Origin of the sequence: Trujillonella humicola (assembly GCF_046233715.1) — a bacterium.
In the GTDB taxonomy this organism is placed as follows: Bacteria; Actinomycetota; Actinomycetes; order Mycobacteriales; family Geodermatophilaceae; genus Trujillonella; species Trujillonella humicola.
The window spans coordinates 107,190-132,313 of record NZ_JBJNRJ010000002.1 but is presented as its reverse complement, the minus strand read 5'-3'; the positions used below and the strand labels follow the sequence as shown (position 1 = coordinate 132,313).

General features: G+C 75.0%; 32 protein-coding genes. 7 read left to right on the top strand and 25 right to left on the bottom strand.

The genetic code is table 11. The features are described from left to right. Positions 1-2 precede the first annotated feature (2 nt). The 13 genes from tsaE to ACK586_RS01960 all read right to left on the bottom strand — a co-directional run bounded on the left by tsaE (position 3) and on the right by ACK586_RS01960 (position 12,366). Positions 3-455, bottom strand: coding sequence for a tRNA (adenosine(37)-N6)-threonylcarbamoyltransferase complex ATPase subunit type 1 TsaE (gene tsaE, locus ACK586_RS02020; RefSeq protein ID WP_409328772.1), 453 nt, complete (start codon positions 453-455; stop codon positions 3-5). Continuing rightward, entirely contained in the window at positions 452-1,081 is a 630-nt protein-coding gene (locus ACK586_RS02015) for a uracil-DNA glycosylase (protein ID WP_409328771.1), read from the bottom strand. The genes tsaE and ACK586_RS02015 overlap by 4 nt, the downstream gene beginning before the upstream one ends. A 9-nt stretch (positions 1,082-1,090) precedes the next feature. Further along, a complete protein-coding gene (locus tag ACK586_RS02010) occupies positions 1,091-2,272 on the bottom strand; it encodes an alpha/beta fold hydrolase (protein WP_409328770.1) in 1,182 nt (393 codons plus the stop codon). Then, entirely contained in the window at positions 2,269-3,411 is a 1,143-nt protein-coding gene (alr, locus tag ACK586_RS02005) for an alanine racemase (RefSeq protein WP_409328769.1), read from the bottom strand. The genes ACK586_RS02010 and alr overlap by 4 nt, the downstream gene beginning before the upstream one ends. Next, on the bottom strand, positions 3,408-4,871 hold the full coding sequence (locus ACK586_RS02000) for an NAD(P)H-hydrate dehydratase (protein WP_409328768.1): 1,464 nt from the start codon (positions 4,869-4,871) through the stop codon (positions 3,408-3,410). The genes alr and ACK586_RS02000 overlap by 4 nt, the downstream gene beginning before the upstream one ends. Further along, on the bottom strand, positions 4,868-5,260 hold the full coding sequence (locus ACK586_RS01995; RefSeq protein WP_409328767.1) for a holo-ACP synthase: 393 nt from the start codon (positions 5,258-5,260) through the stop codon (positions 4,868-4,870). The genes ACK586_RS02000 and ACK586_RS01995 overlap by 4 nt, the downstream gene beginning before the upstream one ends. Before the next feature lie 61 nt (positions 5,261-5,321). Beyond that, positions 5,322-6,182: an alpha/beta fold hydrolase gene (locus ACK586_RS01990; RefSeq protein ID WP_409328766.1), complete on the bottom strand. Its 861-nt coding sequence runs from the start codon at positions 6,180-6,182 to the stop codon at positions 5,322-5,324. Between the two features lie 47 nt (positions 6,183-6,229). Next, entirely contained in the window at positions 6,230-8,143 is a 1,914-nt protein-coding gene (gene glmS, locus ACK586_RS01985) for a glutamine--fructose-6-phosphate transaminase (isomerizing) (RefSeq protein WP_409328765.1), read from the bottom strand. Positions 8,144-8,217: 74 nt separating this feature from the next. After that, the gene (gene glmM / locus ACK586_RS01980) at positions 8,218-9,570 is read right to left on the bottom strand and encodes a phosphoglucosamine mutase (RefSeq protein ID WP_409328764.1); all 1,353 of its coding nucleotides are present in this window, start codon (positions 9,568-9,570) and stop codon (positions 8,218-8,220) included. A gap of 20 nt (positions 9,571-9,590) precedes the next feature. Beyond that, positions 9,591-10,010, bottom strand: a complete 420-nt coding sequence (gene rpsI / locus ACK586_RS01975; protein ID WP_409328763.1) for a 30S ribosomal protein S9 — start codon at positions 10,008-10,010, stop codon at positions 9,591-9,593. After that, positions 10,007-10,450 carry a 50S ribosomal protein L13 gene (gene rplM / locus ACK586_RS01970; RefSeq protein WP_409328762.1) on the bottom strand — a complete coding sequence of 148 codons (444 nt, stop codon included), beginning with the start codon at positions 10,448-10,450 and terminating at the stop codon, positions 10,007-10,009. Before rplM ends, rpsI begins: the two co-directional genes overlap by 4 nt. 222 nt (positions 10,451-10,672) lie before the next feature. Then, positions 10,673-11,881 (bottom strand): DUF7373 family lipoprotein, encoded by a 1,209-nt coding sequence (locus ACK586_RS01965; RefSeq protein WP_409328761.1) that lies wholly within the window; start codon positions 11,879-11,881, stop codon positions 10,673-10,675. Continuing rightward, positions 11,878-12,366, bottom strand: a complete 489-nt coding sequence (locus ACK586_RS01960) for a beta-class carbonic anhydrase (protein ID WP_409328760.1) — start codon at positions 12,364-12,366, stop codon at positions 11,878-11,880. The genes ACK586_RS01965 and ACK586_RS01960 overlap by 4 nt, the downstream gene beginning before the upstream one ends. A gap of 204 nt (positions 12,367-12,570) precedes the next feature. On the opposite strand from ACK586_RS01960, the gene ACK586_RS01955 reads away from it, so the two are divergent. The 5 genes from ACK586_RS01955 (at position 12,571) to ACK586_RS01935 (ending at position 16,056) form a co-directional block, all read left to right on the top strand. Continuing rightward, positions 12,571-13,524: a sodium-dependent bicarbonate transport family permease gene (locus tag ACK586_RS01955; protein ID WP_409328759.1), complete on the top strand. Its 954-nt coding sequence runs from the start codon at positions 12,571-12,573 to the stop codon at positions 13,522-13,524. A gap of 12 nt (positions 13,525-13,536) precedes the next feature. After that, positions 13,537-13,839 carry a P-II family nitrogen regulator gene (locus tag ACK586_RS01950; protein ID WP_409328758.1) on the top strand — a complete coding sequence of 101 codons (303 nt, stop codon included), beginning with the start codon at positions 13,537-13,539 and terminating at the stop codon, positions 13,837-13,839. 65 nt (positions 13,840-13,904) lie between these two features. After that, on the top strand, positions 13,905-15,098 hold the full coding sequence (gene moeA, locus ACK586_RS01945; protein WP_409328757.1) for a molybdopterin molybdotransferase MoeA: 1,194 nt from the start codon (positions 13,905-13,907) through the stop codon (positions 15,096-15,098). Further along, positions 15,095-15,568, top strand: a complete 474-nt coding sequence (moaC, locus tag ACK586_RS01940; RefSeq protein ID WP_409328756.1) for a cyclic pyranopterin monophosphate synthase MoaC — start codon at positions 15,095-15,097, stop codon at positions 15,566-15,568. Before moeA ends, moaC begins: the two co-directional genes overlap by 4 nt. Next, entirely contained in the window at positions 15,565-16,056 is a 492-nt protein-coding gene (locus ACK586_RS01935) for a MogA/MoaB family molybdenum cofactor biosynthesis protein (protein ID WP_409328755.1), read from the top strand. Before moaC ends, ACK586_RS01935 begins: the two co-directional genes overlap by 4 nt. Before the next feature lie 33 nt (positions 16,057-16,089). Here the strand turns inward: ACK586_RS01935 and fdhD are convergent, their stop codons facing one another. Next, positions 16,090-16,917: a formate dehydrogenase accessory sulfurtransferase FdhD gene (gene fdhD, locus ACK586_RS01930; RefSeq protein ID WP_409328754.1), complete on the bottom strand. Its 828-nt coding sequence runs from the start codon at positions 16,915-16,917 to the stop codon at positions 16,090-16,092. A 64-nt stretch (positions 16,918-16,981) separates the two neighbouring features. On the opposite strand from fdhD, the gene mobA reads away from it, so the two are divergent. Both mobA and ACK586_RS01920 read left to right on the top strand, forming a co-directional pair. Then, a complete protein-coding gene (mobA, locus tag ACK586_RS01925; protein ID WP_409328753.1) occupies positions 16,982-17,581 on the top strand; it encodes a molybdenum cofactor guanylyltransferase in 600 nt (199 codons plus the stop codon). A 9-nt stretch (positions 17,582-17,590) separates the two neighbouring features. Then, positions 17,591-18,253 carry an SDR family oxidoreductase gene (locus ACK586_RS01920; RefSeq protein WP_409328752.1) on the top strand — a complete coding sequence of 221 codons (663 nt, stop codon included), beginning with the start codon at positions 17,591-17,593 and terminating at the stop codon, positions 18,251-18,253. Here ACK586_RS01920 and truA read toward each other — a convergent pair. The 11 genes from truA to ACK586_RS01865 form a co-directional block, all read right to left on the bottom strand. After that, the gene (gene truA, locus ACK586_RS01915; protein WP_409328847.1) at positions 18,240-19,025 is read right to left on the bottom strand and encodes a tRNA pseudouridine(38-40) synthase TruA; all 786 of its coding nucleotides are present in this window, start codon (positions 19,023-19,025) and stop codon (positions 18,240-18,242) included. The two genes, ACK586_RS01920 and truA, sit on opposite strands and share 14 nt — an antisense overlap. A 73-nt stretch (positions 19,026-19,098) precedes the next feature. Next, complete coding sequence (locus tag ACK586_RS01910) at positions 19,099-19,359, bottom strand: hypothetical protein (RefSeq protein ID WP_409328751.1); 261 nt, start codon at positions 19,357-19,359, stop codon at positions 19,099-19,101. Beyond that, complete coding sequence (gene rplQ / locus ACK586_RS25585; protein WP_425330358.1) at positions 19,356-20,021, bottom strand: 50S ribosomal protein L17; 666 nt, start codon at positions 20,019-20,021, stop codon at positions 19,356-19,358. The genes ACK586_RS01910 and rplQ overlap by 4 nt, the downstream gene beginning before the upstream one ends. Before the next feature lie 166 nt (positions 20,022-20,187). Next, complete coding sequence (locus ACK586_RS01900) at positions 20,188-21,252, bottom strand: DNA-directed RNA polymerase subunit alpha (RefSeq protein WP_409328750.1); 1,065 nt, start codon at positions 21,250-21,252, stop codon at positions 20,188-20,190. A 157-nt stretch (positions 21,253-21,409) separates the two neighbouring features. After that, positions 21,410-22,036, bottom strand: a complete 627-nt coding sequence (rpsD, locus tag ACK586_RS01895; protein WP_409328749.1) for a 30S ribosomal protein S4 — start codon at positions 22,034-22,036, stop codon at positions 21,410-21,412. A gap of 35 nt (positions 22,037-22,071) precedes the next feature. Continuing rightward, complete coding sequence (gene rpsK / locus ACK586_RS01890; RefSeq protein ID WP_026857037.1) at positions 22,072-22,479, bottom strand: 30S ribosomal protein S11; 408 nt, start codon at positions 22,477-22,479, stop codon at positions 22,072-22,074. A gap of 107 nt (positions 22,480-22,586) precedes the next feature. After that, a complete protein-coding gene (gene rpsM / locus ACK586_RS01885; RefSeq protein ID WP_089303741.1) occupies positions 22,587-22,967 on the bottom strand; it encodes a 30S ribosomal protein S13 in 381 nt (126 codons plus the stop codon). A gap of 15 nt (positions 22,968-22,982) precedes the next feature. Then, positions 22,983-23,096 carry a 50S ribosomal protein L36 gene (rpmJ, locus tag ACK586_RS01880; protein WP_012950458.1) on the bottom strand — a complete coding sequence of 38 codons (114 nt, stop codon included), beginning with the start codon at positions 23,094-23,096 and terminating at the stop codon, positions 22,983-22,985. Between the two features lie 75 nt (positions 23,097-23,171). Then, complete coding sequence (gene infA / locus ACK586_RS01875) at positions 23,172-23,393, bottom strand: translation initiation factor IF-1 (protein ID WP_012950459.1); 222 nt, start codon at positions 23,391-23,393, stop codon at positions 23,172-23,174. 253 nt (positions 23,394-23,646) lie between these two features. Continuing rightward, a complete protein-coding gene (map, locus tag ACK586_RS01870; RefSeq protein ID WP_425330357.1) occupies positions 23,647-24,504 on the bottom strand; it encodes a type I methionyl aminopeptidase in 858 nt (285 codons plus the stop codon). Positions 24,505-24,517: 13 nt separating this feature from the next. Then, the gene (locus ACK586_RS01865) at positions 24,518-25,123 is read right to left on the bottom strand and encodes an adenylate kinase (RefSeq protein ID WP_425330356.1); all 606 of its coding nucleotides are present in this window, start codon (positions 25,121-25,123) and stop codon (positions 24,518-24,520) included. Between the last annotated feature and the right edge of the window lies 1 nt (position 25,124).

The window sequence follows — 25,124 nt, the reverse complement described above, 5'->3', positions numbered from 1 at the left end:
GGCTAGTCGCCCAGCCGCCGCTCCCAGCCGGGGCCGTGCGGGACGAGGACGGCGGTGCGCACGTCGTCGTCCTCGTGCCGCTCCAGCCGCACCTCCAGGTGCTCGTCGGCGAGCTGCTCGACCAGCCCCTGCCCCCACTCGACCACCGTCACCGAGTCGGCCGTGGAGGCATCGAGGTCGAGGTCGTCCACGTCGGCGACCCCGCCCAGCCGGTAGGCGTCCACGTGCACCAGCGGCAGCCGCCCGCCGCGGTGCACGCGGGCGATCACGAAGGTGGGCGAGGTGACCGGCTCGCGCACCCCGAGCGCGGCCCCGAGCCCCTGGGTGAGGGCGGTCTTGCCGGCCCCCAGCGGGCCGACCAGGACCACGAGGTCGCCCGGTCCGACCACCTCGGCCAGCGCAGCGCCCAGGGCCCGCGTGTCCTCCGCGGTGGGCAGCACGTGCTCGCGCCTCACGCCAGCTCCTCCGCGACGGCGGTCAGGTCGGCGAGCAGCCCGGCCCGCGGCGCCCCGCCCGGGCCGAAGCGGATCGCGGCCGAGGGGTGGTAGGTCGCCCAGACCGCGCGGCCGTCGACCTCGTGCGGCCGGCCACGCACCTGCGCGAGCACCGTGCGCGGCCCGAGGAACCACTTCGCGCTGGACAGCCCGAGCGCCACGACCACCGGCGGGTCGAGCAGCTCGAGCTGCCGGCGCAGCCAGCCGCTGCACCGCGCGACCTCGGGAGCCCTCGGCGTGCGGTTGCCCGGCGGCCGGCACTTCACGATGTTGAGCACCGCCGCCTGACCGCGGTCCAGGCCGGCCTCGATGAGCAGCTGGTCCAGCAGTTCGCCGCTCCTCCCGACGAACGGCCGGCCCGTCCGGTCCTCGTTCGCGCCGGGCGCCTCGCCGACGAGCACGAACCGCGGCCGACCCGACGGCGGGACGTCACCGACGACGACGTGCTGCCGGGCGGCGGCGAGCTCGGGACAGGCCACGCAGGGTCGGGCCGCCGCGGCCAGCGCGGTCCAGTCGGCCGCGGCGGCCGCGGTGCGCGCGACCTCCTCGGCCGCGGCGTCGGGCCGGGGCGGACGCGGAGCTGCCACGCCACGACACTATGCGGTGGCGACGGTCCGTCCCGCGCTCACCCGGCGGACCAGCGCCGACAGCGCCGCGGTGACCTCGGCCGGCTTCTCCAGCGGCACCATGTGCCCGGCGTCGGGGACCACGACGTGTTCCACGAGCTCGGCGTCGTCCCCGCCGAGCAGCTCGACCAGCGTCGCGCTGTGCTCCGGTGGGATGAGGGTGTCGCTGTCGCCGGTCAGCACGAGGGTCGGGACGGCGGTCAGCGGCCCCAGCGCACCGGTCTCGTCCAGGCCGGCCAGCGCCGGGTAGAACTCCGCGATCACGTCGACCGGCGTGCCGGCGATCATCGCGTCGACGTAGCGGCCCAGCGCGGGGTCGACGTCCCGCGACGCGAACGACAGCGACCAGGTCGCCGCCGACACGACCGACGCGGCCAGCCGCCGGGTGCGCTCGGCGAGACCGGGACGGCGCCGCATCGTCCACGCCGCGAGCGGGATGATCGACGCGCGGATGCGGGTGACGAACTCCGGCAGGCCGAACGACAGCTCGGCGAGGTTGCCGCTGGAGGTCGACAGCAGCGCGGCCGCCACGACCCGGTCGCCGAACAGCTCCGGGTGCACCTCGGCCAGCGCCATGACGGTCATGCCGCCCATCGAGTGCCCGGCCAGGACCACCGGGCCGCGGGGGGCGCGCGCCCGCAGCACCGCGGCGAGGTCGCGCCCGAGCTGCGCCATCGTCGAGTTCTCCGCCGGCCCGCGACCGGAGGCCCCGTGCCCGCGCTGGTCGTAGAAGACCAGCCGGGCCTTGGGCCGGGAGCCGTTGGCCGTCGCCAGCTCCGCGCCCAGCGAGCGGCGCTGGAAGGTCCAGGAGTGCATGGACAGCGTGTAGCCGTGCACGAAGACGACGGTGAGCGGCGCGTCCAGCGGTCCGACCTCCTCCACCGCGAGCAGCACGCCGTCGTCGGCCTGGACCAGGGCGCTGCGGTCGGCGTGCCGGGACGCGGGGCCGAGCGGGTCCTCCTCGCGCAGCTCGGCGTCGGTCGCACCGGCGGGGAGCCCGGCCGCGGAGCCGACCCGCTCCGCGTCGACCCGGCGGGCGGCGTGCCGGTGGACGGCGACGCCGACCGCGGTCCCGGCGGCGGCCAGGCCGGCCACCCCGGCGACGACGCCCGCGGTGTGGGAGGCGCCGTGCGGGCGCTTCCGCGGCGTCACCGCGCCGCCCCGGCGGTGCCGACGTAGCGCCGGGCGAACCGGCCGCCGATCCGCGCGACCAGCTCGTAGTGGATGGTGTCGACGGCGTCGGCCCACTGCTGCGCGGTGGGTTCCCCGTCGGCGCCCGGTCCCCACAGCACCACCCGGTCGCCGGCGCGGACCGGGTCGTCCCCGACGTCGAGGACGAACTGGTCCATGCAGACCCGGCCGGCGATCGTGCGCTGCGCGCCGGCCGCGAGCACCGGGGCACGGTTGCCGGCCGCGCGCGGGATCCCGTCGGCGTAGCCCGCGGGGACCACCGCCAGCGTCGTGTCGGCGGCGGTCGCGTACGTGTGGCCGTAGGAGACACCGGTGCCGGCGCGGACCCGCTTGGTGAGCAGCACCTGCGCCTGCACGGTCATCGCGGGGCGCAGCCCGTGGGCGGCCGGGTCGCCGCCGAGCGGGTCCAGCCCGTAGACGGCGATGCCCGGGCGGACGAGGTCGTACCAGGTCTCGGGCAGGGCCACCGTGGCCGCGGAGTTGGCCAGGTGCCGCCGGGCGTCGCGCAGGCCGGCGTCCCGGGCCACGGTCACGGCCTCCTCGAACACCGCCTTCTGCAGCCCGATGGTGGGGTGGGTGGGGGCGTCGGCGTAGGCCAGGTGGCTCCACAGGCCGACGACCTCGACCTCGCCGCCCGCCTGGGCCCGTGCCGCGGCGGCGACCACCGCCGGCCACTCGTCGGGCGTCGCCCCGCCCCGGGACAGGCCCGTGTCGACCTTGAGGTGCAGGCGGGCGGTGCGGCCGGTGGCGCGGGCGGCCGCGACGACCTCCTCGACGCCCCAGGTGGCGTTGACCGACACCTCGACGTCGGCGGCCAGCGCGGCCGCGAAGTCCTCCCCGGGGGCGTTGAGCCAGGCCAGCAGCGGCGCGGTCACCCCCGCGGCGCGCAGCGCCAGCGCCTCCTCGACCACCGCCACGCCCAGCGCGTCGGCCCCGCCGGCCAGGGCGGCGCGGGCGGAGGGGACCAGCCCGTGGCCGTAGCCGTCGGCCTTGACCACCGCCATGAGGGGGCGGCCGACGCGCTCGCGCAGGGCCGCGGTGTTGGCGGCGATGGTGTCGAGGTCGACGACCACCTCGGCACGGGTGGGGAGGGCACTCACACGTTCCAGTCTCCCAGGTCGCCGGACCCGTCCCGGTGCAGCAGCGCGAGTGTCCCGGGCAGCCGGCGCACCAGGTCCCCGGCGACCAGCGGCCCGTCCGCGGCGGCCAGCTGCCCCGCGCGGCCGTGCACGTGCGCGGCGACGGCCGCCGCCTCGGCCGGCGGCAGGCCGGTGGCGAGCAGCGCGCCGGCGATCCCGGAGAGGACGTCGCCGGTGCCCGCGGTGGCCAGCCACGGGCTGCCGGTGCCGTTGACGTAGGCCTGCCCGCCGGGCGCGGCCACGACCGTGGCCGCGCCCTTGAGCAGCACCACCGCGCCGAGGTCGGCCGCGAGCCGGCGGGCCGCGCCGATCCGGTCGGCGCCGACCTCGCCGCCCAGCCGCCCGTACTCGCGGTCGTGCGGGGTCAGGACCGTCGGGGCGTCCCGGTCGCGGACCAGGTCGGGACGGCGGGCGGCCATGGTGAGCGCGTCGGCGTCGAGCAGCACCGGCAGGTCGGTGGCCAGCACCTCGGCGACGACGTCCGCGGCGTCGTCGTCCGTGCCCAGCCCCGGGCCGACGACCCACGCCTGCACCCGGCCGGCGTCGGCCGGGCGGCCCTCGGTGACGATCGCCTCCGGCCAGGCGGCCCGCACCCCGGCGGCCGCGGTCCCGGCGTAGCGCACCAGGCCCGGCCGGGTGCGCAGGGCGGCGCCGGTGCACAGCACCGCGGCGCCGGGGTAGGTCGAGGAGCCGGCCACGACGCCGACCACGCCGCGGGAGTACTTGTCGTCGTCGTCGGTGGGCGGGTCGAGCCGCGCCGCGACGTCGGCGTCGGTCAGCCGGACGGTGCGCGGCCGCGGCAGCGTGCCGGCCAGCCCGATGTCGACCAGGTGCACCTGCCCGGCGTGCCGGCGGCCCTCCCCCACGACCAGGCCGGCCTTGACCGCGCCGAAGGTCACCGTGTGCTGGGCGGTGAACGCCTCGCCCTCCACGGCGCCGGTGTCCGGGTCCACCCCGCTGGGCAGGTCGACGGCGACCACCAGGCCCGGCCCGGCCGCGGCCTGGGCCGCCAGCCGGGCCGCGGCGGGGCGCAGGCCACCCCGGCCGCCGATGCCCACGATGCCGTCGAGCACGAGGTCGGCACGGTCCAGGCCGGTGGCTCCCCCCGCTCCGGCGACCCGCCCGCCGGCGCGGCGCAGCGCGGCGAGCCCGGCCGCGTGCGCGCGGCCGGGATCGAGGAGCACCGCGGTCACCCGGACCCCGCGGCCGGCGAGGTGCGCGCCGGCGAACAGCGCGTCGCCACCGTTGTCGCCGGCGCCGACCAGCGCGGTGACCCGGGTGCCGTGCGCGCGGCCGAGCAGCCGCAGGCAGACGGTGGCCAGCCCGGTCGCGGCCCGCTGCATCAGCGCGCCCTCGGGCGCCGCGGCGAGCAGCGGCGCCTCCGCGGCGCGCACCTCCTCGGCGGTGTACAGCCCGATCACGGGGCGTCCTCCACCCGCGGGATGCCCTCGGCGAGCACGAACGCCGAGGCGATGCCGCCGTCGTGGCTCAGCGAGAGGTGCCAGGTGGTGACGCCGAGCTGGTGCGCCCGCCGCGCGACCGTGCCCTGCACCACCAGGTGCGGCCGGCCGGCGTCGCCCACCGTCACCTCGGCGTCGTGCCAGTGGAGGTTCCCCGGCGCGCCCAGGGCCTTGGCCAGCGCCTCCTTCGCCGCGAACCGCGCCGCCAGCGACTCGCCGGTGCGCGGCCGGCCCGACGGCGTGAGCTGCTCCCCGGCGGTGAACAGCCGGTCCCGCAGGCCGGGCGTGCGCTCGAGCGAGGCGGCGAAGCGGTCGACGGGCACGACGTCGATACCGATCCCGATGATCACGCCGGCCAGTCTGCCCCGGGGGACTCCCGCGCGCTGTCGTGCTCCTCGCGCCGAGACCGGCTCAGGACCGGTCGAGCTCCTCGAGGAAGGCGTCGACCGCGCTGGTGAAGTCGTCGTTGTCGTCACCGGCCACCATGTGCCCGGCCTCGGCGACGTCCACCACGCGGGCGGTCGGGACCGCCGCCAGGAACTCGTCGATCCCCTGGTCGTCGACGACGTCCGAGCGGCCACCGCGGACGACCAGCACCGGCAGCGTCACGGTGCGGGCCAGGTCCATCAGCGGCTCCGGCTGGACCCCGGGGCGCGGCTCGTCGTCCGGGACGATCGACATCATCGCCGGGTCCCAGTGCCAGTACCAGCGACCGTCATCGCGCTGCCGGACGTTCTTCCTCAGCCCGTCCGGGTTCTTCCGCCGCGGGCGCTGCGTGTAGGCCGCGACCGCGTCGGCGACCTGGTCGAGGTCGTCGAAGCCGTCGAGGTGGGCGCGCATGAACGCGCCGATCCGCCGCACTCCCTCCGGCGCCGTGCGCGGCACGATGTCGACCAGGACCAGCGCCCGTGCGGCGTCGGGGTCCCGACCGGCGACGGTCAGCGACGTGAGGCCGCCGAGGCTGGCCCCCACCAGGACCACGCCGCGGCCGAGCCGCTCGACCACCTGCGCGATGTCACCGGCGTAGCGGTCCATGCCGTACGTGCCGTCCGGCGACCAGCCGCTGTCGCCGTGCCCGCGCAGGTCCAGCGTCGTGGTGGTCCAGCCCCGTGCGGCGAGCTCGCGGGCGGCGCCGCCCCAGGAGTGCCGGGTCTGCCCACCGCCGTGCAGGAACAGCACCTCGCCGCGGTCGCCACCGGACCGGCGGTCCCCGCGCAGGACGACGTCCCCGCAGTCGTAGGAGACCTGCTCCGGCGCCTCGCTCGTCGTCACCCGTCGGAGGTTGCCACGGGCAACCTCCGAGCCGACGCTCGGGTGGCCTATTCCACCGTGACGGACTTGGCCAGGTTGCGCGGCTGGTCCACGTCGTAGCCGCGGGTGTCGGCGATCTCGCAGGCCAGCACCTGCAGCGGCACCGTGGTGACGACCGGCGCCAGCAGGGTGGGGGTGCGCGGCACGCGGATCACGTGGTCGGCATAGGGGACGACGTCCTCGTCGCCCTCCTCGGCGATGACGATGGTGCGCGCCCCGCGGGCCCGCACCTCCTGGATGTTGGACACGACCTTGCCGTGCACCGACTCGCGGCTGCGCGGGGACGGGACGACGACCACGACCGGCGTCCCCTCGTCGATCAGCGCGATCGGTCCGTGCTTGAGCTCACCGGCGGCGAACCCCTCGGCGTGGATGTAGGCGAGCTCCTTGAGCTTGAGCGCGCCCTCCAGGGCGACCGGGAAGGCCACGTGCCGGCCGAGGAACAGGATCGTGTTCGCGTCGGCCAGCGAGCGGCCGAGCGCCCGGACCGGCTCCATCTGCTCGAGCACCTCGGCGACCTTGTCCGGCAGCGCGCGCAGGTCCTCGACGATGGCGGCGACCTCGTCCTCGTACTTCAGGCCGCGGACCTGGGCGAGGAAGAGCCCGACCAGGTAGCAGGCGACCACCTGGGTGGTGAAGCCCTTGGTCGAGGCGACGGCGACCTCCGGGCCGGCGTGGGTGTAGAGGACGGCGTCGGACTCCCGCGGGATCGTCGAGCCGTTGGCGTTGCAGATGGCCAGGACGCGCGCCTTCTGGTCCTTGGCGTGCCGCAGGGCCATGAGGGTGTCCATCGTCTCGCCGGACTGGCTGATGACGACGACGAGCGTGGACCGGTCGAGCACGGGGTCCCGGTAGCGGAACTCGCTGGCCACCTCGACCTCGACGGGGATGCGGGTCCAGTGCTCGATCGCGTACTTGGCGATGAGGCCGGCGTGGTAGGCCGTGCCGCAGGCGACCACGAAGACCTTGTCGATGTCGCGCAGGTCCTGGTCGGAGAGGCGGACCTCGTCCAGCACGAGCCGGCCGCTCTCGCCCAGGCGGCCGAGCAGGGTGTCGGCGACCGCCCGGGGCTGCTCGGCGATCTCCTTGAGCATGAACCAGTCGTAGCCGCCCTTCTCGGCGGCCGCGGCGTCCCAGTCGACGGTGTAGGCCGTGGGCTCGGCCGGCGCGCCGGAGAAGTCGGTGACGGTCAGCCCGCGGGTGCGGTCGATCTCGACGACCTGGTCCTGGCCGAGCTCGCGGGCCTCGCGGGTGTGCGCGATGAAGGCGGCGACGTCGGAGCCGAGGAAGTACTCCGCCGTGCTCGTCCCGTCCGGTCCGGTCGCCTCCCCGATGCCGACGACGAGCGGGCTGTTGCGCCGGGCCGCCACCAGGGTGTCGGGCTCGTCGGCGTGCGTGGCCACGAGGGTGAACGCGCCCTCGAGCCGGCGGCACACCGCCCGCATCGCCTCGGCGAGGCGGTCGGGGCCCGCCGGCAGCTCGGCGTAGGCGTCGGCCAGCAGGTGCGCGGCCACCTCGGTGTCGGTGTCGGAGCCGAACTCGACGCCGCGCTGCTCGAGCTCGGTCCGCAGGGCGGCGAAGTTCTCGATGATGCCGTTGTGGATGACCGCCACCCGGCCGTCGGCGGACACGTGCGGGTGCGCGTTGCGGTCGGTCGGGCCGCCGTGGGTGGCCCAGCGGGTGTGCCCGATGCCGATGGTGGACGCCGGCAGCGGCGCGTCGGCGAGGACCTTCTCCAGGTTGGCGAGCTTGCCGGCCTTGCGCGCCGTGGCCAGCTCACCGGCGCCCGCACCGGCCCCGCCCTCCCCGACCCGGACCGCCACACCGGCGGAGTCGTAGCCCCGGTACTCCAGCCGCCGCAGACCCTCGAGGACGACGTCGAGGGCGTCCTTCGGGCCGACGTAACCCACGATGCCGCACATTCGACCGAGGGTACCGGCGCGCGGCGGCGACACCGGGGACCGCGGGAGTGACCCTCGCCCGGAGGGGTCAGCTCCTAGCCGACGGCGGCCACGACCTCCGCGAGCCGGTGCGCGACGTCGTCGGCCTGCTGCTGGGTGGGCGCCTCGACCATGACCCGCACGAGCTGCTCGGTGCCCGAGGGCCGCAGCAGCACGCGGCCCTCGTCGCCCAGCTCGGCCTCGACGGCGTTCACCGCGTCGGCCACGGCCTCGCTCTCCACGACGGCGATGCGGTCGCGCACCGGCACGTTGACCAGCACCTGCGGCAGGCGCTCGACCACGGAGGCCAGCTCGGCCAGCGACCCCCCGGTCGCCCGCATCCGGCCCAGCAGCGACAGGCCGGTGAGGACGCCGTCGCCGGTGGTGGCGTGGTCGAGGAACACCAGGTGACCGCTCTGCTCCCCGCCGAGGCTCAGGCGACCGCGGCGCAGCGCCTCGAGCACGTACCGGTCGCCCACGGCGGTGGTCTGCACGGCGATCCCGGCGCGCCGCATCGTGTGGTGGAAGCCGAGGTTGCTCATCACGGTCGCGACGACGGTGTCCTCGCGCAGCGTGCCGCGTTCCTTGAGGCCGAGCGCGCAGACCGCGAGGATCGCGTCGCCGTCGACCGGGTCGCCCCCGGCCGAGACGGCCAGGCAGCGGTCGGCGTCCCCGTCGTGGGCGATCCCGAGGTCCGCCCCGTGGGCCCGCACCGCCTCGGTGAGCGGGCCGAGGTGGGTCGAGCCGATGCCGTCGTTGATGTTCCAGCCGTCGGGCTCGCCGCCGATCACGTGGACCGTGGCACCGGCGCGCCGGTAGACCTCCGGACCCACGCCGGCCGCGGCCCCGTGCGCGCAGTCGACGACGAGCGTGAGCCCGGCCAGCGGCTCGTCGACCGTGCCCAGCAGGTGCTCGGCGTAGCGGGTACCGCCGTCGCCGAGGTCGCGGACGCGGCCGATCCCGGCACCGGTGGGCCGGTGGCCGTCGGTGCGGCGGCGCTGGGTGGTCACGGTGTGCTCGATGGCCGCCTCGACCGCGTCCGGCAGCTTGTGCCCGCCGCGGCTGAACAGCTTGATGCCGTTGTCGGGCATCGGGTTGTGGCTCGCGGAGATCATCACGCCGAGGTCGGCGCCGGTGTCCGCGGTGAGGAAGGCGACGGCCGGGGTGGGCAGCACGCCCACGCGCAGCACCTCGGCCCCCGCGCTCGAGAGGCCGGCCACGACCGCGGCCTCGAGCATCTCCCCGCTCGCGCGGGGGTCGCGGCCGACGACCGCGACGGGACGCGAGGTCCCGTCGCGGTCGGCGAGCACACCTGCGGCGGCGCGGGCCACCGCCAGGGCCAGCTCCGGCGTGAGGTCGTCGTTGGCCCGACCCCTGACGCCGTCGGTCCCGAAGAGTCTCCCCCCCACGGGAATCGACGCCGCGCGGGTCAGCGCTTGCTGTACTGGGGCGCCTTGCGGGCCTTCTTGAGGCCGTACTTCTTGCGCTCCTTGACCCGGGCGTCACGGGTGAGGAAGCCGGCCTTCTTCAGCGCGGGGCGGTCCTCGGCCTCGATCTGGATGAGCGCCCGGGCGATCGCCAGGCGCAGCGCGCCGGCCTGCCCGGTGACGCCGCCGCCCTTGAGCAGGCCCACGACGTCGTACTGCTCGGCCTTCTCCAGCGTCACGAACGGCTCACGGATGAGCTGCTGGTGCACCTTGTTCGGGAAGTACTCCTCGAGGGTGCGGCCGTTGAGCTTGAACTGGCCGGTGCCGGGCAGCAGCCGCACGCGGACCACGGCCTCCTTGCGCCGGCCGACGGTCTGGACCGGGCGCCCCTCGGCGTCGGTCACGGTCAGCGAGCTGGTCACTGGGCCACCTGCTTGATCTCGTAGGTCTGGGGCTGCTGCGCGGCGTGCGGGTGCTCCGGCCCGGCGTACACCTTCAGCTTCTTGAGCATCTGACGACCCAGCGTGTTGTGCGGCAGCATGCCCTTGACCGCGCGCTCGATGACGCGGTCGGGGTGCGTGCGCAGCTGGTCGCCGACCGGGATGGCCTTCAGGCCGCCCGGGTAGCCGGAGTGGCGGTAGGCCATCTTCTCGTCGCGCTTGGAGCCGGTCAGGGCGACCTTGCCGGCGTTCACGATGACGACGAAGTCACCGACGTCGACGTGCGGGGCGAACTGGGGCTTGTGCTTGCCGCGGAGCAGGATCGCCGTCTGGCTGGCCAGTCGACCGAGCACCACGTCGGTGGCGTCGATGACGTGCCAGGTCCGGGCGATCTCGCCGGGCTTGGGGGTGTACGTGCGCACGGCGCTCGTGTCCTCCGTCGATCGTCGGGGTGGCTGGTGGGATCGCCTCGCCGAACACGGGAGACGTCGCGGCACGCGCGCACCAGCCGGCGGCCGCGCACCAGCCGACGACGATACCAGCCACCTCACCGGCATCCGACGGCGCTCACCAGCGCCAGGAGTGGCCACCCCTCAGGGGCCCGCGCCGAGCTCGCGAGGCGTGGGGGGAAGGGTGGTCCTTCTTCAGTCGTCGATGAGGTCCCGCTGGGCGGGGAGCAGCTCGTTCATCCGGGCGTAGTCGTCCGGAGCGCTGAGCCCACCGACGTCCACGCTGGCCAGGAACGTCCGGAAGCCGACGTAGCAGCGCTGGTAGAACGCTCCGTCCCCGGCGTCGAAGACGAAGCAGGGCGCCTGGGGGATGGCGGGCAGCACGAACGGGGTGCCACCGAAGGCGGTCGTCTCCAGCTCCCGGAAGCCGTCGTAGACGGCGTTGGTCTGCTCGACGGTGCCGAACCGGTAGACGGCCACCGCGTACAGCGTCTCGCCCTCCTCGGACTGCTTGGCGTAGAAGCCCGAGAAGCCGTTGCCGCCGAGCAGCTCCCGCTCGCGCGCCGGGTCGATCGAGATCCGCAGGTAGCCCTCGAAGTCGTAGGGGCCGGAGAAGTCGTTGAAGTCCCCCGGCGGGTCGAGCGTCATCGCCTGCAGGCCGTCGGGGTCGGTCGGCAGGGAGGGGACGTCGGCCTGCGGCGTGGGCGAGAACCCCTGCAGCAGCGTCACCTGGTCGCCGAGCACGCGGGTGATGTCGTCACCGGCGGCGGCCGCCAGGCCCTGGTGCCAGACGTAGGCGACCATCCGGCCGACCGGCACGAAGGCCTGCACGGTGGCCCGGTCGCCCTCCTGCAGCAGCAGCGCGCCCCCGTCGGTCTCGACGGGCACGATCTCGAAGCCGTCGACGGCCTGGGCCTCGACCAGCTCGTTCGCCGCCCGGACGGCGGCCTGCGGGTCCGACAGCTCCATGGCCAGGGTGATGGTGGCGAACTCGCCGTCCACCGTGCGGTTGCACTGCCCCCACGCGGTGACGAAGCCGTAGTCCTCGAGGATCGGCGCCGCCGTGCCGGCCGTGAAGTACACCGACTCCAGCCCCTGGGCCGACGTGGACGGGCCCGAGGGGAAGCACGTGTCGGTGCGGTCGGGGAAGCTCGTCTGCACCAGCGCGGTGACCGAGGCGATGCGGTGCGCCTCCAGCAGCAGGCCCACACCGCGCGCCGGCGGCGGGGTGATCTCGATCGGGGGCTCGCCCGGCTCGGTGGTCGACGGCGCGCTCGTGGAGGGCGCCGCGGTCGGGGTGGCGTCGTCCGCCGGGCTCGCCGAGCCGCGGACGGTGCCGGTGCACCCCGCCAGAGCGGTCAGCAGGACCAGCGCGGCCACGCGGGCCCGCGAACCCCGGGTCACGGCGCGACCTGGCGCAGCCGGCCCGTGGCCACGTCGTAGACGGTGCCGCAGACGTCCTTGGACAGCAGGTAGGGGCTCTCCTGCAGCAGGCGGACGGAGGCCCGCACGTCCTCGTCCACGTCGGTGAAGGTGCGCGCCGCCCACGGCGGGCGGTGCCCGGTGGCCTGCTCGACCAGGTCGGCGAAGGACTGGTCGTCGGTCTTCTGCAGACCGCAGTCGGTGTGGTGCACCAGGACGATCTCGCGCGTGCCGAGCACGTGCTGGGAGATCGTCAGCGAGCGGATCGTGTCCTCCGTGACGACCCCGCCGGCGTTGCGGATGACGTGCGCGTCACCGACGGCCAGACCGAGCAGCGGGAACAGCGGCATGCGGGAGTCCATGCACGCGACGACCGCGACCCTGCGCGCCGGGGCCACGGGTAGCTGCCCGGCGAAGCCCTCCGCCCACTCCTCGTTCGCCGTCAGCATCCGCTCGTACTCGGCCATCCACGCCCTCCCCGCCACAGCCGGCCCCGCCCGTCCTGGCACCGGGTTCTGCACAGGTGCTTACCACTCGGGCGGGTCCCCGGGGCAACGACCCTCGCTATGGTTCCGGGTCGTGACCTCGCCGCCCCTGTCCTGCACGAGGTCAGGGGGCACCGCCGGACGGCGGTTCCCGGCCCTGCGGTCCAGCGGCCCCCTGGCGGTGACGTGTCCGCGCTGACCACCCTGACCTCCCCCGCGGTCCTCGCCTTCCTGCTGGGCGTCCTGGCGGTCCTGCTCCGCAGTGACGTGCGCCTGCCCGACGCCGTGCACACGGCGATCTCCTCCTACCTCCTCCTCGCCATCGGGCTCAAGGGCGGGGCCGGGCTGCGGGCCGCCGAGATCGGCGACGTCCTGCTCCCGGTGCTGGCGGCCGTCGTCCTGGGCGTCATCACCCCGCTGACGGCGTGGGCCGGGCTGCGTGCGCTGACGCGCCTGGGCCCGGTCGACCGGGCCGCGGTCGCCGCGCACTACGGCTCGACGTCCCTGGTGACCTTCACCGCGGCGGTCGCTCTGCTCGAGGACCAGGACGAGCCGTACGAGGCCTACGCCGCCACGCTGCTGGCGGTCCTGGAGGTACCGGGCATCCTCATCGGCCTGCTCCTGGCCGGGTCCGCCGCCACGGTCGCCGGGGCGGGCCGGGCCGAGGCCGTCCGCGAGATCCTCACCGGGCGCAGCATCCTGCTCCTCACCGGCGGCCTGGCGATCGGCGCGATCGCGCAGCCCAGCGCCTACGAGAGCATCGCCCCGCTCTTCGTCGCGCTCTTCCCCGGCATGCTGGTCCTGTTCCTGCTCGACCTCGGGGTGCTGGCGGGCCGGCGACTGCGTGAGGTCCCCGCGGCCGGTCCGGGCCTGCTCGTGGCCGCGCTCGTCCTGCCCCTCGTCAACGGCACCCTGGGGGTCCTCGCCGGCACCGCGGTCGGGTTGTCCGTGGGCGGCGCGGCCCTGCTCGGCGTGCTGACGGCCAGCGCCTCCTACATCGCCGCGCCGGCCGCGGTGCGGCTGGCACTGCCCCAGGCGAACCCGGCGTACTACCTGACCAGCAGCCTGGGCATCACGTTCCCGTTCAACCTGGTCGTCGGCATCCCGCTCTACCTGGCTCTGGCTCGCGCCCTCGGCTGAAAGGGGATCGGCATGAGGACCGTTCCTGTCACCTGCGTCACCATCGTCGCCGAGGCCGTCGTCGAGCACCGGCTGCTGCGGGACGTGCAGGCGGCCGGCGCGCGCGGCTGGACCGTCACGACCGGACGCGGACGGGGCACGGGCTTCGTCCAGGCCAGCGAGTGGGAGGGAGCCAACGTCCGGATCGAGACCCTGGTCTCCTCCGCGGTCGCCGACGCCCTGCTGGAGATGCTCGCCCGCGACTACTTCCCGCACTACGCCGTCATCGCGTGGACCAGCCCGGTCGCCGTGGTGCGACCGGACAAGTTCCTCTGACCCCCGCCCCCGGAGGTCCGTGCACCCGGACCGCCGCGTCGCGAGCCATCGGCCAGGATGGCGGGGTGCGCACCGTCGAGGAACACCGGGCCGTCGTCGCCGGCCTGCTGCCGCCGATGCCCGCCGAGCGGGTCCCGCTGGCGCAGGCCCACGGGCGGGTGCTGGCCGAGGACGTGCCGGCGCTGGTCGCCCTCCCGGGCTTCGACAACTCGGCGATGGACGGCTACGCCGCCCGCGCCGGCGAGCTGGCGCGGCTGCCCGCGCGGATGCCGGTGGCCGACGACATCCCGGCCGGGCGGACCGACGTCCGGCCCCTCGCGCCGGGCACCGTGCAGCGGATCATGACCGGTGCGCCGCTGCCGGCCGGCGCCGACGTGGTCGTGCCGGTCGAGCTGACCGACGGCGGCACCGACGTCGTGGAGATCCGCGACCACCCCGCGGCCGGCACGCACCTGCGGCGGGCCGGGGAGGACATCGCCGAGGGCTCCGTGGCACTCGCGGGGGGCACCCCCCTGGGTGCCGCGCAGCTCGGCCTGGCCGCCGCGGTGGGCCACCGCGACCTGCCGGTGGCGCGGCGACCGAGGGTCCTGGTGCTCTCCACCGGCAGCGAGCTGGTCGCCCCGGGCGCCACGCTCGCGCCCGGGCAGATCTACGAGTCCAACTCCGCGCTGCTCGCCGCCGCGGTCGCAGACGCCGGCGGCACCGCGCGGACGCTGCACTTCGTGCCCGACGACGTCGACCGCTTCCTGGCCGCCGTCCGCGCCGAGCTCGCCACCGCCGACCTGCTCCTCACCAGCGGCGGGGTCAGCGCCGGCGCCTACGAGGTCGTCAAGGACGCCTTCGCCGGGCTGGGCACCGTCGAGTTCGTCAAGGTCGGCATGCAGCCGGGCGGCCCCCAGGGCGCCGGCACCGTGGACGGCGTCCCCGTGGTCACGCTGCCCGGCAACCCGGTGAGCTCCTTCGTCTCCTTCGAGGTCTTCGTGCGCCCGGCGCTGCGCCGCTCCCTCGGGCACGCCACCCCCGACCGGATGCGCGCACCCGCCGTGCTCACCGACCCGCTGCGCTCCCCGCCCGGCCGCCGCCAGTTCCTGCGCGGTCGCTACGACGGCGGGCGGGTCTCCCAGGTCGGCGGGCCGGGGTCGCACCTGGTGGCGCACCTGGCCCGCGCCAACTGCCTGGTCGTCGTCCCCGAGGACGTCACCGAACTGCCCGCCGGCGCCTCCGTGGACGTCGTGCTGATCGAGGGAGCGCTGCAGTGAGCGAACAGCGGCTGACGCACGTGGACGAGTCCGGTGCCGCGCGCATGGTCGACGTCTCGGCCAAGTCGGTCACCGCCCGGGAGGCCACCGCCGCGGGCCGGGTGCTCGTCAGCACCGAGGTGGTCGCGCTGCTGCGCGGTGAGGGCGTCCCCAAGGGCGACGCCGTGGCCGTGGCGCGGATCGCCGGGATCGCCGGGGCCAAGCGGACGCCGGACCTGGTGCCGCTGTGCCACCCCATCGCGCTGCACGGCGTGACGGTGGAGCTGGAGGTCACCGACGAGGCCGTGGAGATCACCGCGACCGCGCGCACCGCCGACCGCACCGGCGTGGAGATGGAGGCGCTGACCTCGGTCGCGGTCGCCGGGCTGACGATGATCGACATGGTCAAGGCGGTGGACCCGCGGGCGTCGCTGACCGACGTGCGGCTGCTGGCCAAGTCCGGCGGCAAGAGCGGCGAGTGGCGGCGGTGACCGGGCTGCCGGAGGGGGCCCGCGCGGTCGTGGTCACCGCGTCGAACCGGGCCTCGGCCGGGGTCTACGAGGACCGCAGCGGCCGGGTGCTCGCCGAGGGGCTGCGCGCGCTGGGCTTCGCGGTCGAGGGCCCGCACGTGCTGCCCGACGACCGGGGGGCGCTGGCCGGGGCCCTGCACGCGGCCGTGGCCTCGGGCGCCGACGTCGTCCTCACGACCGGCGGCACCGGGCTGTCCCCCACCGACGTCACCCCCGAGGCGACCCGCGACGTGCTGGAGCGCGAGGCGCCGGGCATCGCCGACGCCGTCCGGCGGTACGGGGCGCCGCAGGTGCCGACCGCCGTGCTCTCCCGCGGGCTGGCCGGGACGGCGGGCCGGACGCTGATCGTCAACCTGCCCGGTTCCACCGGCGGCGTGCGCGACGGCCTCGCCGTCCTCGGGCCTCTGCTCCCCCACGTCGTCAGCCAGCTCCGCGGCGGCGACCACTGAGGTGGAGTGCGGGAACGCAGGTTCCCTGCACTCTCACACTCCACTCAGGCGGTCCGGTCTCGTGTAGACGTTGCAGCCGTCGCCCCGCAGGAAGCCGACCAGGGTGATGCCGGCGTCGGCGGCCAGCTCCACCGCCAGGGACGACGGTGCCGACACGGCGGCGAGCACGGGGATGCCCGCCATCGCCGCCTTCTGGGTCAGCTCGAAGCTCGCCCGGCCGCTGACCAGGAGGACGTGCCCGGCCAGCGGCAGCCGACCGGCGCGCAGGGCGTCCCCGACGACCTTGTCCACCGCGTTGTGCCGGCCGACGTCCTCCCGCAGCGAGACCAGCTCGCCGCCGGCGGTGAACAGGCCGGCCGCGTGCAGCCCGCCGGTCCGGTCGAAGACCTGCTGGGCGGCCCGGAGCCGGTCGGGCAGGGCCAGCAGCGTGGCCAGCGGGAGCCGCACCCCGTCCGCGGCGACGTCGTGGCGGGTGCGGGTGCGGATCGCGTCGATGCTGGCCTTGCCGCACACCCCGCAGGAGCTGGAGGTCAGGAAGTTGCGGTCCAGCGCGGTGTCCGGCGGCTCGACGCCCGCCGCCAGGTCGACGTCGACGACGTTGTAGGTGTTGCGGCCGTCGGCATCGACCGAGTCGCAGTAGCGCAGCGCCAGGACGTCGGCCTCGGTGGCGATCACCCCCTCGGTGGCCAGGAAGCCGTGCACCAGGTCGAAGTCGTCCCCCGGGGTGCGCATGGTGACCGCCAGCGGCGTGCCCGACAGCCGGATCTCCAGCGGCTCCTCCGCCGCCACCGTGTCCGGCCGGGTCGTGCGGTGCTCCCCGCGGATGCGCAGCACCGGCGTCCGGCTCGTGACTCGTCCCACGTCGGGCGACGGTACCCACGGCCCGCTCGCGGACACGGCGCGGGAATGGCCCTACGGTTCGCTCGTGCCCGCGCTGCCGCCCTACGCCGCCGTCGTCCTGGCCGGCGGCCGGGCGGCCCGGCTCGGCGGCCAGGCCAAACCGCAGCTGCAGGTCGGCGGCCGGTCGATGCTCGCGGCGGTCCTCGCCGCGGTCGCCGACGCCGAGCCGCGGGTCGTGGTCGGGCCGCCCCAGCCGGTCGCCGAGGGGGTGGTCGTCGTCCGCGAGCGCCCGCCGGGCGGCGGACCGGTGGCCGCGATGCGTGCCGGGCTGGCCCGGGTGGACGCCGGCGTCGTCGCCGTCCTCGCCGGTGACCTGCCCTTCCTCACCGCGGAACTCGTGCGGGGGCTGCGGCAGCGCCTCACCGGGGACGGCGTCCTCGTGGTCGACGACGCCGGCCGCGACCAGTGGCTGCTCGGCGTCTGGCGCACGGCCGCGCTGCGCGCGGCGTTGACCGGGACCAGCGGGCACGTGCCGGTCCGCCGGGTGCTCGCCCCGCTGGCGGTCACCCGCTGGCGTCCGCCGGTCGAGGCCGGCCGTCCGGCCCCGTGGACCGACTGCGACACCCCCGCCGACCTGGCGCGGGCCCGCGCCGCGACGGGGAGTGCGCCGCCTGCTCCGGGGTAGGGGGCGGGCATGCGCGTCGTCGTCGCCGGGGCCCACGGGCAGGTCGCCCGCCGCCTCGGCCGTCTCCTGTCCGCCCGCGGCGACACCGTCGTGGGGATCGTCCGCGATCCCGGCCACGTCGACGACCTCCGGGCCGACGGCGTCGAGGCCGCGGTGCTCGACCTGGAGCAGGCCGGCGTCGACGAGGTCGCGGACGTCGTCCGGGGCGCCGACGCCGTCGTCTTCGCGGCCGGAGCCGGCCCGGGCAGCGGGATCGCGCGCAAGGACACCGTCGACCGCGGGGCCGCCGTCCTGCTGGCCGACGCGGCCGAGCGCGCGGGCGTGCGCACCTACCTGCTCGTGTCGTCCATGGGGGTCGACGCGGTGGCGGGCGGGGCGGCTCCGGCGGGGGTCGACGAGGTGTTCACGGCCTACCTGCGGGCCAAGCTCGCCGCCGAGGAGGCGGTGCTCGCCCGCCCGGGCCTGGCCGTCACGGTGGTGCGGCCCGGCGGCCTGACCGACGACCCCGGCACCGGCCGCGTCGCGCTGGCACCCTCCGTGTCGCGGGGGAACATCCCCCGGGACGACGTCGCCGCGGTCCTGGCCGGCTTCCTCGACGCCCCGCGGGACGGCGTGGTGCTCGAGCTCGTCTCCGGGTCGACGCCGGTCGCCGCCGCGGTCAGCTCGGCCTGAGCGCCCGGGTCCGCTCGGCCCGGGCCGCGAGGTCCGCGTCGGGCGGGTAGTCCACCGCCACGAGCGTGAGCCCACCCGGGGGGACGACCGGCACCTCGCTGGAGCGCACCGTCGAGGTCAGGAGCGCCGCGGGCCAGCCCGGGTCCCGCCGTCCCTCACCGACGGCGGTGAGGGCGCCGACCAGGCTGCGGACCATCGAGTGGCAGAAGGCGTCGGCGGAGGCGTGCACGCGCACGAGGTCGCCCGCGCGCTCCACCCGCAGGGCGAGCAGGGTGCGGATGGTGGTCGCCCCCTCCCGGCGGCGGCAGAAGGCGGCGAAGTCGTGCAGCCCGACGAGGGAGCGCGCGGCGGTGTCCATCGCGGTGGAGTCCAGCCGGCGCGGCCAGCCGACCGTGTCGGACCGCCGCAGCGGCGGAGGGCCGGCGTCGCCGTCGGTGAGCCGGTAGACGTAGTGGCGGGCCAGAGCGCCGAAGCGGGCGTCGAACTCCGGCGGCACCTCCCGGACCGCCGTCACCGCGATGTCGGCGGGCAGGACGCCGCGCAGCCGGCGCAGCAGCCTGGCCCGCTGCTCCTCCCACGCCGCGCGGGGCACGTCGGCGTGTGCCACCTGCCCCGTGGCGTGCACGCCGGCGTCGGTGCGGCCGGCGACGGTCAGGGACACCGGCCGGCGCAGGACGCGCGCCAGGCCCTCCTCGAGGTCGTCCTGGACGGTCCGACCGTGCGACACGGGCTGGCGGGCCCAGCCGTGCAGGTCCGTGCCGTCGTAGGCGATGTCCAGGCGGAGACGGACGAGCCCGCCACCGGGACCGGTGGCGGGCTCGTCGTCGTGCTGGGTGCTCAGGGCGTCACTGCGGGTCGGGAGCGGAGTCGCCGCCCTCGTACTGCTGGCTCGCCGTGGCGGCGTCGCCGAGCTCGGCCGCCTCGATCTCGGCGGCGGCCGCGTCCGCGACCTCCGGGGACAGCGTCGGGTCGTCGACGATCGAGGCGTTCTGCCGGTGCGGCCGGCCCTCGGCCTCAGCGGTGTCCTGCCGCTCGCCGTCCGGGTTGTAGAGGTCGGTCACGACCTCCTGGGCCTCGCGGTCGACCGGGCCGCCGGGCTCGGTCACTTGGTCCCGTCCGTGTCCGCGGTGTCCCCCGCGGCCGCGTCGTCACCGGCCTCCTCGGCCGCCTCGTCGTCGAGCTCGTCCGCGGAGTCCGCGCTGTCGGCCGAGTCGGCGCTCTCCGCCGAGTCCGCGCTGTCGGCGGACTCAGCGCTGTCGGCGGACTCCGCGTCGTCGGCGGACTCCGCGTCGTCGGCGGACTCGAGCGCGTCGGCAGTGACCTCACCGCTGGCGGCGGCAGCGCCGGCGCCGGAGGCGAAGCGCGTGCCGCGGGCCCGCTCGGCCTCGCCGACGGCCTGCTGCCCGACGGTCAGGGCCTCGACCAGCTCGATGACGGCCATGGGGGCGTTGTCGCCCTTGCGGGGGCCCACCTTGGTGATGCGGGTGTAGCCGCCGGGCCGGTTCTCGTACCGCGGACCGATCTCGGCGAAGAGGTGGTGGACGACGTCCTTGTCCCGGATGGTCGTCATGACCTGGCGGCGGGCGTGCAGGTCACCGCGCTTGGCGAAGGTCACCAGCTTCTCGGCCAGCGGGCGCAGCCGCTTGGCCTTCGCCTCGGTGGTCGTGATCCGGCCGTGCTCGAACAGCGACGTGGCCAGGTTGGCCAGCATCAGCCGCTCGTGCGACGGGGAACCGCCGAGACGGGGGCCCTTGGTGGGGGTGGGCATGTCGGTCCTTCCTCAGGCGGCCGGACGGACGTGCCGGCTGCGTCGAGCGGTCGTGGTGCCAAGCGGGGTGGTTCAGGTTCTCGGGGTCCGGGGGCCGCCTCCAGTGTGGCGGCCACCGGGGCGGTGCCGGACGGCGGGGCTGGCCCGCCGTCCGGCACCGGTGTGCTCAGAGCTGCTCGGTCTCCTGGTACGCGGCGTCGCCGTAGTCGGCGCCGTCGGCGTACCCGGTGGTCTGGTACGCGTCGGTCTCGTAGCCCTCGTCGTAGCTCTCGATCGAGCTCGGGATGAACCCGGGAGGGCTGTCCTTGAGCGCCAGGCCCATGGCCGCCAGCTTCATCTTGACCTCGTCGATGGACTTGGCCCCGAAGTTGCGGATGTCGAGGAGGTCGGCCTCCGAGCGGGTGACCAGCTCGCCGACGGTGTGCACGCCCTCGCGCTTGAGGCAGTTGTAGGACCGGACGGTGAGGTCCATGTCCTCGATCGGCATCGAGAAGTTCGCGATGTCGGCGGCCTCGGCGGGGCTCGGCCCGACCTCGATGCCCTCGGCGTCGAGGTTCAGCTCGCGCAGCAGGCCGAACAGCTCGACCAGCGTGGAACCGGCGCTGGCGATCGCGTCGCGCGGGGCGATGGACGGCTTGGTCTCGACGTCGACGACCAGCCGGTCGAAGTCGGTCCGCTGCTCCACACGGGTCGCCTCGACGGCGTAGGTGACCTTCAGGACCGGCGAGTAGATCGAGTCGACCGGGATGCGGCCGATCTCCTGACCGGGCTGCTTGTTCTGCGGGGCCGGCACGTAGCCGCGGCCGCGCTCGACGACCAGCTCGATCTCGAGCCGCCCCTTGCCGTTGAGGGTGGCGATGTGCAGGTCGGGGTTGTGCACCTCGACGCCGGCCGGCGGAGCGATGTCCGCGGCGGTGACCTCACCGGGGCCCTGCTTGCGCAGGTACATGGTCACCGGCTCGTCCGAGTCGGAGCTGACCACGAGGCCCTTGAGGTTGAGGATGATCTCGGTGACGTCCTCCTTGACGCCCGGCACGGTGGTGAACTCGTGCAGGGTGCCCTCGATCCGGATGCTGGTCACGGCAGCACCGGGGATCGAGGACAGCAGGGTGCGACGCAGGGAGTTGCCGAGCGTGTAGCCGAAGCCGGGCTCGAGCGGCTCGATGACGAACCGCGAGCGCTGCTCGGTGATCGTCTCCTCGGTCAGGGTGGGGCGCTGTGCGATGAGCACGGTCGTTCTCCTTCGTGTCCTCCGGCGACCGCCATATGACGCCGTGAGGGGGTGGTGCCGGCCCCGGCGGACATCGGTCCGCCCGCCGGGGCCTTCGGCCCCCCTGCCGGCCCACGCCGCGCGCGGAGCGCAGGGCGGGGAGCGGGGGGTCCTCCGACTACTTGGAGTAGAGCTCGACGATCAGCTGCTCCTGCACCGGGGTGTCGATCACCTGGCGCGCGGGGACGCTGTGCACGAGCACGCGCAGCTGGTTGGTGATGACCTCCAGCCACGGCGGCACGGGACGCTCGCCGGCACGGGCCTGGGCGACCTCGAACGGCAGCATGGTGCGGGACTTCTCCGCGACCTCGATGATGTCGTTCGCGCTGACCCGGTACGACGGGATGTCGACCTTGCGGCCGTTCACCCGGATGTGGCCGTGGCGCACCAGCTGGCGGGCCATGTCGCGGGACTCGGCGAAGCCGGCCCGGTAGACCACGTTGTCCAGGCGCGACTCGAGGATCTGCAGCAGGACCTCACCGGTCTTGCCCGACTTCTTGTTCGCCTCTTCGTAGTAGCCGCGGAACTGCTTCTCCAGCACGCCGTAGATGCGGCGGGCCTTCTGCTTCTCGCGCAGCTGCAGGAGGTACTCGCTGTCCTTGCTGCGACCCCGGCCGTGCTCGCCCGGCGGGTACGGCCGGATCTCGATCGGGCACTTCGGGGACTCGCACTTGCTGCCCTTGAGGAACAGCTTCATCTTCTCGCGCCGGCACAGGCGGCAGTCGGCTCCGGTGTAACGGGCCACGTCAGGTACTCCTCGTCAGTCTCGTGAGTGGCCGGTCAGACCCGGCGGCGCTTCTTGGGGCGGCAGCCGTTGTGCGGCTGCGGCGTCACGTCCTGGATCTGACCCACCTCGAGGCCGGTGGCCTGGAGCGAGCGGATCGCGGTCTCCCGGCCGGAGCCAGGGCCCTTCACGAAGACGTCGACCTTGCGCATGCCGTGCTCCTGCGCCTTGCGGGCCGCGTTCTCGGCGGCCATCTGCGCGGCGAACGGCGTGGACTTGCGCGAGCCCTTGAACCCGACGTGCCCGGCCGAGGCCCAGCTGATCACGTTCCCGTTGGGATCGGTGATCGACACGATCGTGTTGTTGAAGGTGCTCTTGATGTGCGCGGCGCCGTGCGCGACGTTCTTCTTCTCCTTGCGGCGGACCTTCTTGGCACCGGCCGCGGTGCGAGCCCTGGGAGGCATGTCTCTCCGGATCCTCTGTCTTTCGTGGCCTGGACCCCGGTCGATCCCGTCCCTGCGAACGCGCGGACCGACCGGGGGGTGCACGGGGGGCGGAGCCCCCCGTGGGACTACTTCTTGCCGGCCTTCTTCTTGCCGGCGATGGTCTTGCGCGGGCCCTTGCTCGAGCGCGCGTTGGTCCGGGTGCGCTGACCGTGGACGGGCAGCCCCCGGCGGTGGCGCAGGCCCTGGTAGCAGCCGATCTCCACCTTGCGGCGGATGTCGGCGGCCACCTCGCGGCGCAGGTCACCCTCGACGCGGAAGTGCTCGTCGATGTAGTCGCGCAGCTTCAGCAGGTCCTCGTCGCTGAGGTCCCTGGCGCGCAGGTCGGGGCTGACGCCCGTCGCGGCCAGGGTCTCCTTGGCGTGGGCCTTGCCGATCCCGTAGATGTAGGTGAGCGCGATCTCCATCCGCTTCTCGCGGGGCAGGTCGACGCCAGCCAGTCGTGCCATGTCTCAGGTACTCCCTCAGCCCTGCCGCTGCTTGTGGCGGGCGTTGTCGCAGATGACCATGACCCGGCCGTGCCGGCGGATCACCTTGCACTTGTCGCAGATCTTCTTCACCGACGGCTGGACCTTCACCGGTGCCGCCCCTCATTCCTGTCGATCGTGAGCCGGTCGCGGTCGCACCCGGGATCGGGCGCCGCGACGCGGCGGTTACTTGTACCGGTAGACGATGCGACCGCGGGTCAGGTCGTAGGGCGAGAGCTCCACGACCACGCGGTCCTCGGGCAGGATGCGGATGTAGTGCTGCCGCATCTTGCCGCTGATGTGGGCGAGCACCCGGTGCCCGTTCTGCAGCTCCACCCGGAACATCGCGTTGGGCAGCGGCTCGACGACGCGACCCTCGACCTCGATGGCCCCGTCCTTCTTCGCCATGCCCTACACGGCCTCCCTGACTCGGTCTCCGCCCACGCCGGAGACCGGCGCGACGGTGTGTGGTGGTTGCTGAACAGGTGGTGCACAGGCATTCTCGCGAGGGCGCCCCGCGTCATGCGGCCACAGCACGACGACAGGACGGCGCGAACGCCGTCGTTCACTGTACCCCGCCCCTGCGGACCTCTCCAACCCGCCCTCCGGGACGGGGCCGTGCTCCCCGCCACTCGCACGCGCGGCGACCCCTGCAGGCGGGTCAGTGACGGGGCGTGATGCCGAAGGGGGCCAGGCCGGCGAGTCCGCCGTCCTCGGCCGTGAGGACCCACGGGCCCTCCGGCGTGACGGCGACGGTGTGCTCGAAGTGCGCGGCGCGGGAGCCGTCCTTGGTGACGACCGTCCAGCCGTCCTCCAATTCGACGGTGGCCGGGTCGCCCACGGTCACCATCGGCTCGATCGCCAGCGCCAGTCCCGGCACGAGGCGAGGGCCGCGGCCTGGTCGCCCGTAGTTGAGCACGTGCGGGTCCTGGTGCATCTCGGTGCCGATGCCGTGCCCGCCGTAGTGGTCGACGATCCCGTACGGGTGCGCCTCGGCGGTGACCACCTGCTCGACCGCGTGGCTGATGTCGGTCAGCCGGTTGCCGGCCACCGCGGCCGCCAGGCCCGCCCACATCGAGCGTTCGGTCACGGCCATCAGGGCCGCGTCCTGCGGCGAGGGCTCCCCCACCGTGACGGTGACGGCGGAGTCGCCGTGCCACCCGTCGAGGATCGCGCCGCAGTCGATCGAGATGTTGTCGCCGGGCGCGAGCGCGCGTCCGGAGTTCGGGATGCCGTGGACGATCTCGTCGTTGATCGAGGCGCAGATGCTGCCGGTGAACCCGTGGTAGCCGAGGAACGAGGGGATCGCCCCCTTGCTGCGGATGGCGTCCTCGGCGATGGCGTCGAGCTCGCCGGTGGTCACGCCGGGGCGCACCGCGGCACGCACCGCCGCCAGCGCCCCGGCCACCACGAGCCCGGCCGCACGCATGAGCTCGAGCTCGTGCGGCGTCTTGATCTGGATCATCCGTCCACTCCACTTCGCCAGCAGGGGCAGGCGGCGCAGGATCCCGGCCGACATGTGCGCCGTGCGCCTACCGGGCGCCCTGCGGCGCTGCCCCGCCCTCGGGGCTGCGCCCCAGCGCCTCCAGGGCGCGCGCGGTGACCTCCTCGACGCTGCCGATCGCGTCGATCCGGGCCAGCAGCCCCTCGCCCTCGTAGAAGCCCGAGAGCGGCGCGGTCTGCGCCCGGTACACCGCCAGACGGTGCCGCACGGTCTCCGGCTTGTCGTCCTCGCGCTGCACCCACTCGCCGTCGACGAGCATGCGGCGCCCGGACAGCCGGCGCACCAGCTCGTCCTCGTCCACCACGAGCTCGAGGACGCGGTCCAGCCCGTGACCGAGCTCGGCGAGGGACTCGCGCAGCTGCTCGGCCTGGGCGATGGTCCGCGGGAAACCGTCGAGCAGGAAGCCGGCCTTGGCATCGGGCTCGGCCAGCCGGTCCCTGACCATCGCCACGGTGATCTCGTCGGGGACCAGGTCCCCGGCGTCCATGAAGGTCTTGGCCTGCAGGCCCAGCTCGGTCCGGCCGCTGACGTTGGCGCGGAAGATGTCACCGGTCGAGATCGCGGGCGCCCCGAGCTGCCCGGCGATGATCTGGGCCTGGGTCCCCTTGCCCGCGCCCGGAGGGCCGAGCAGCACG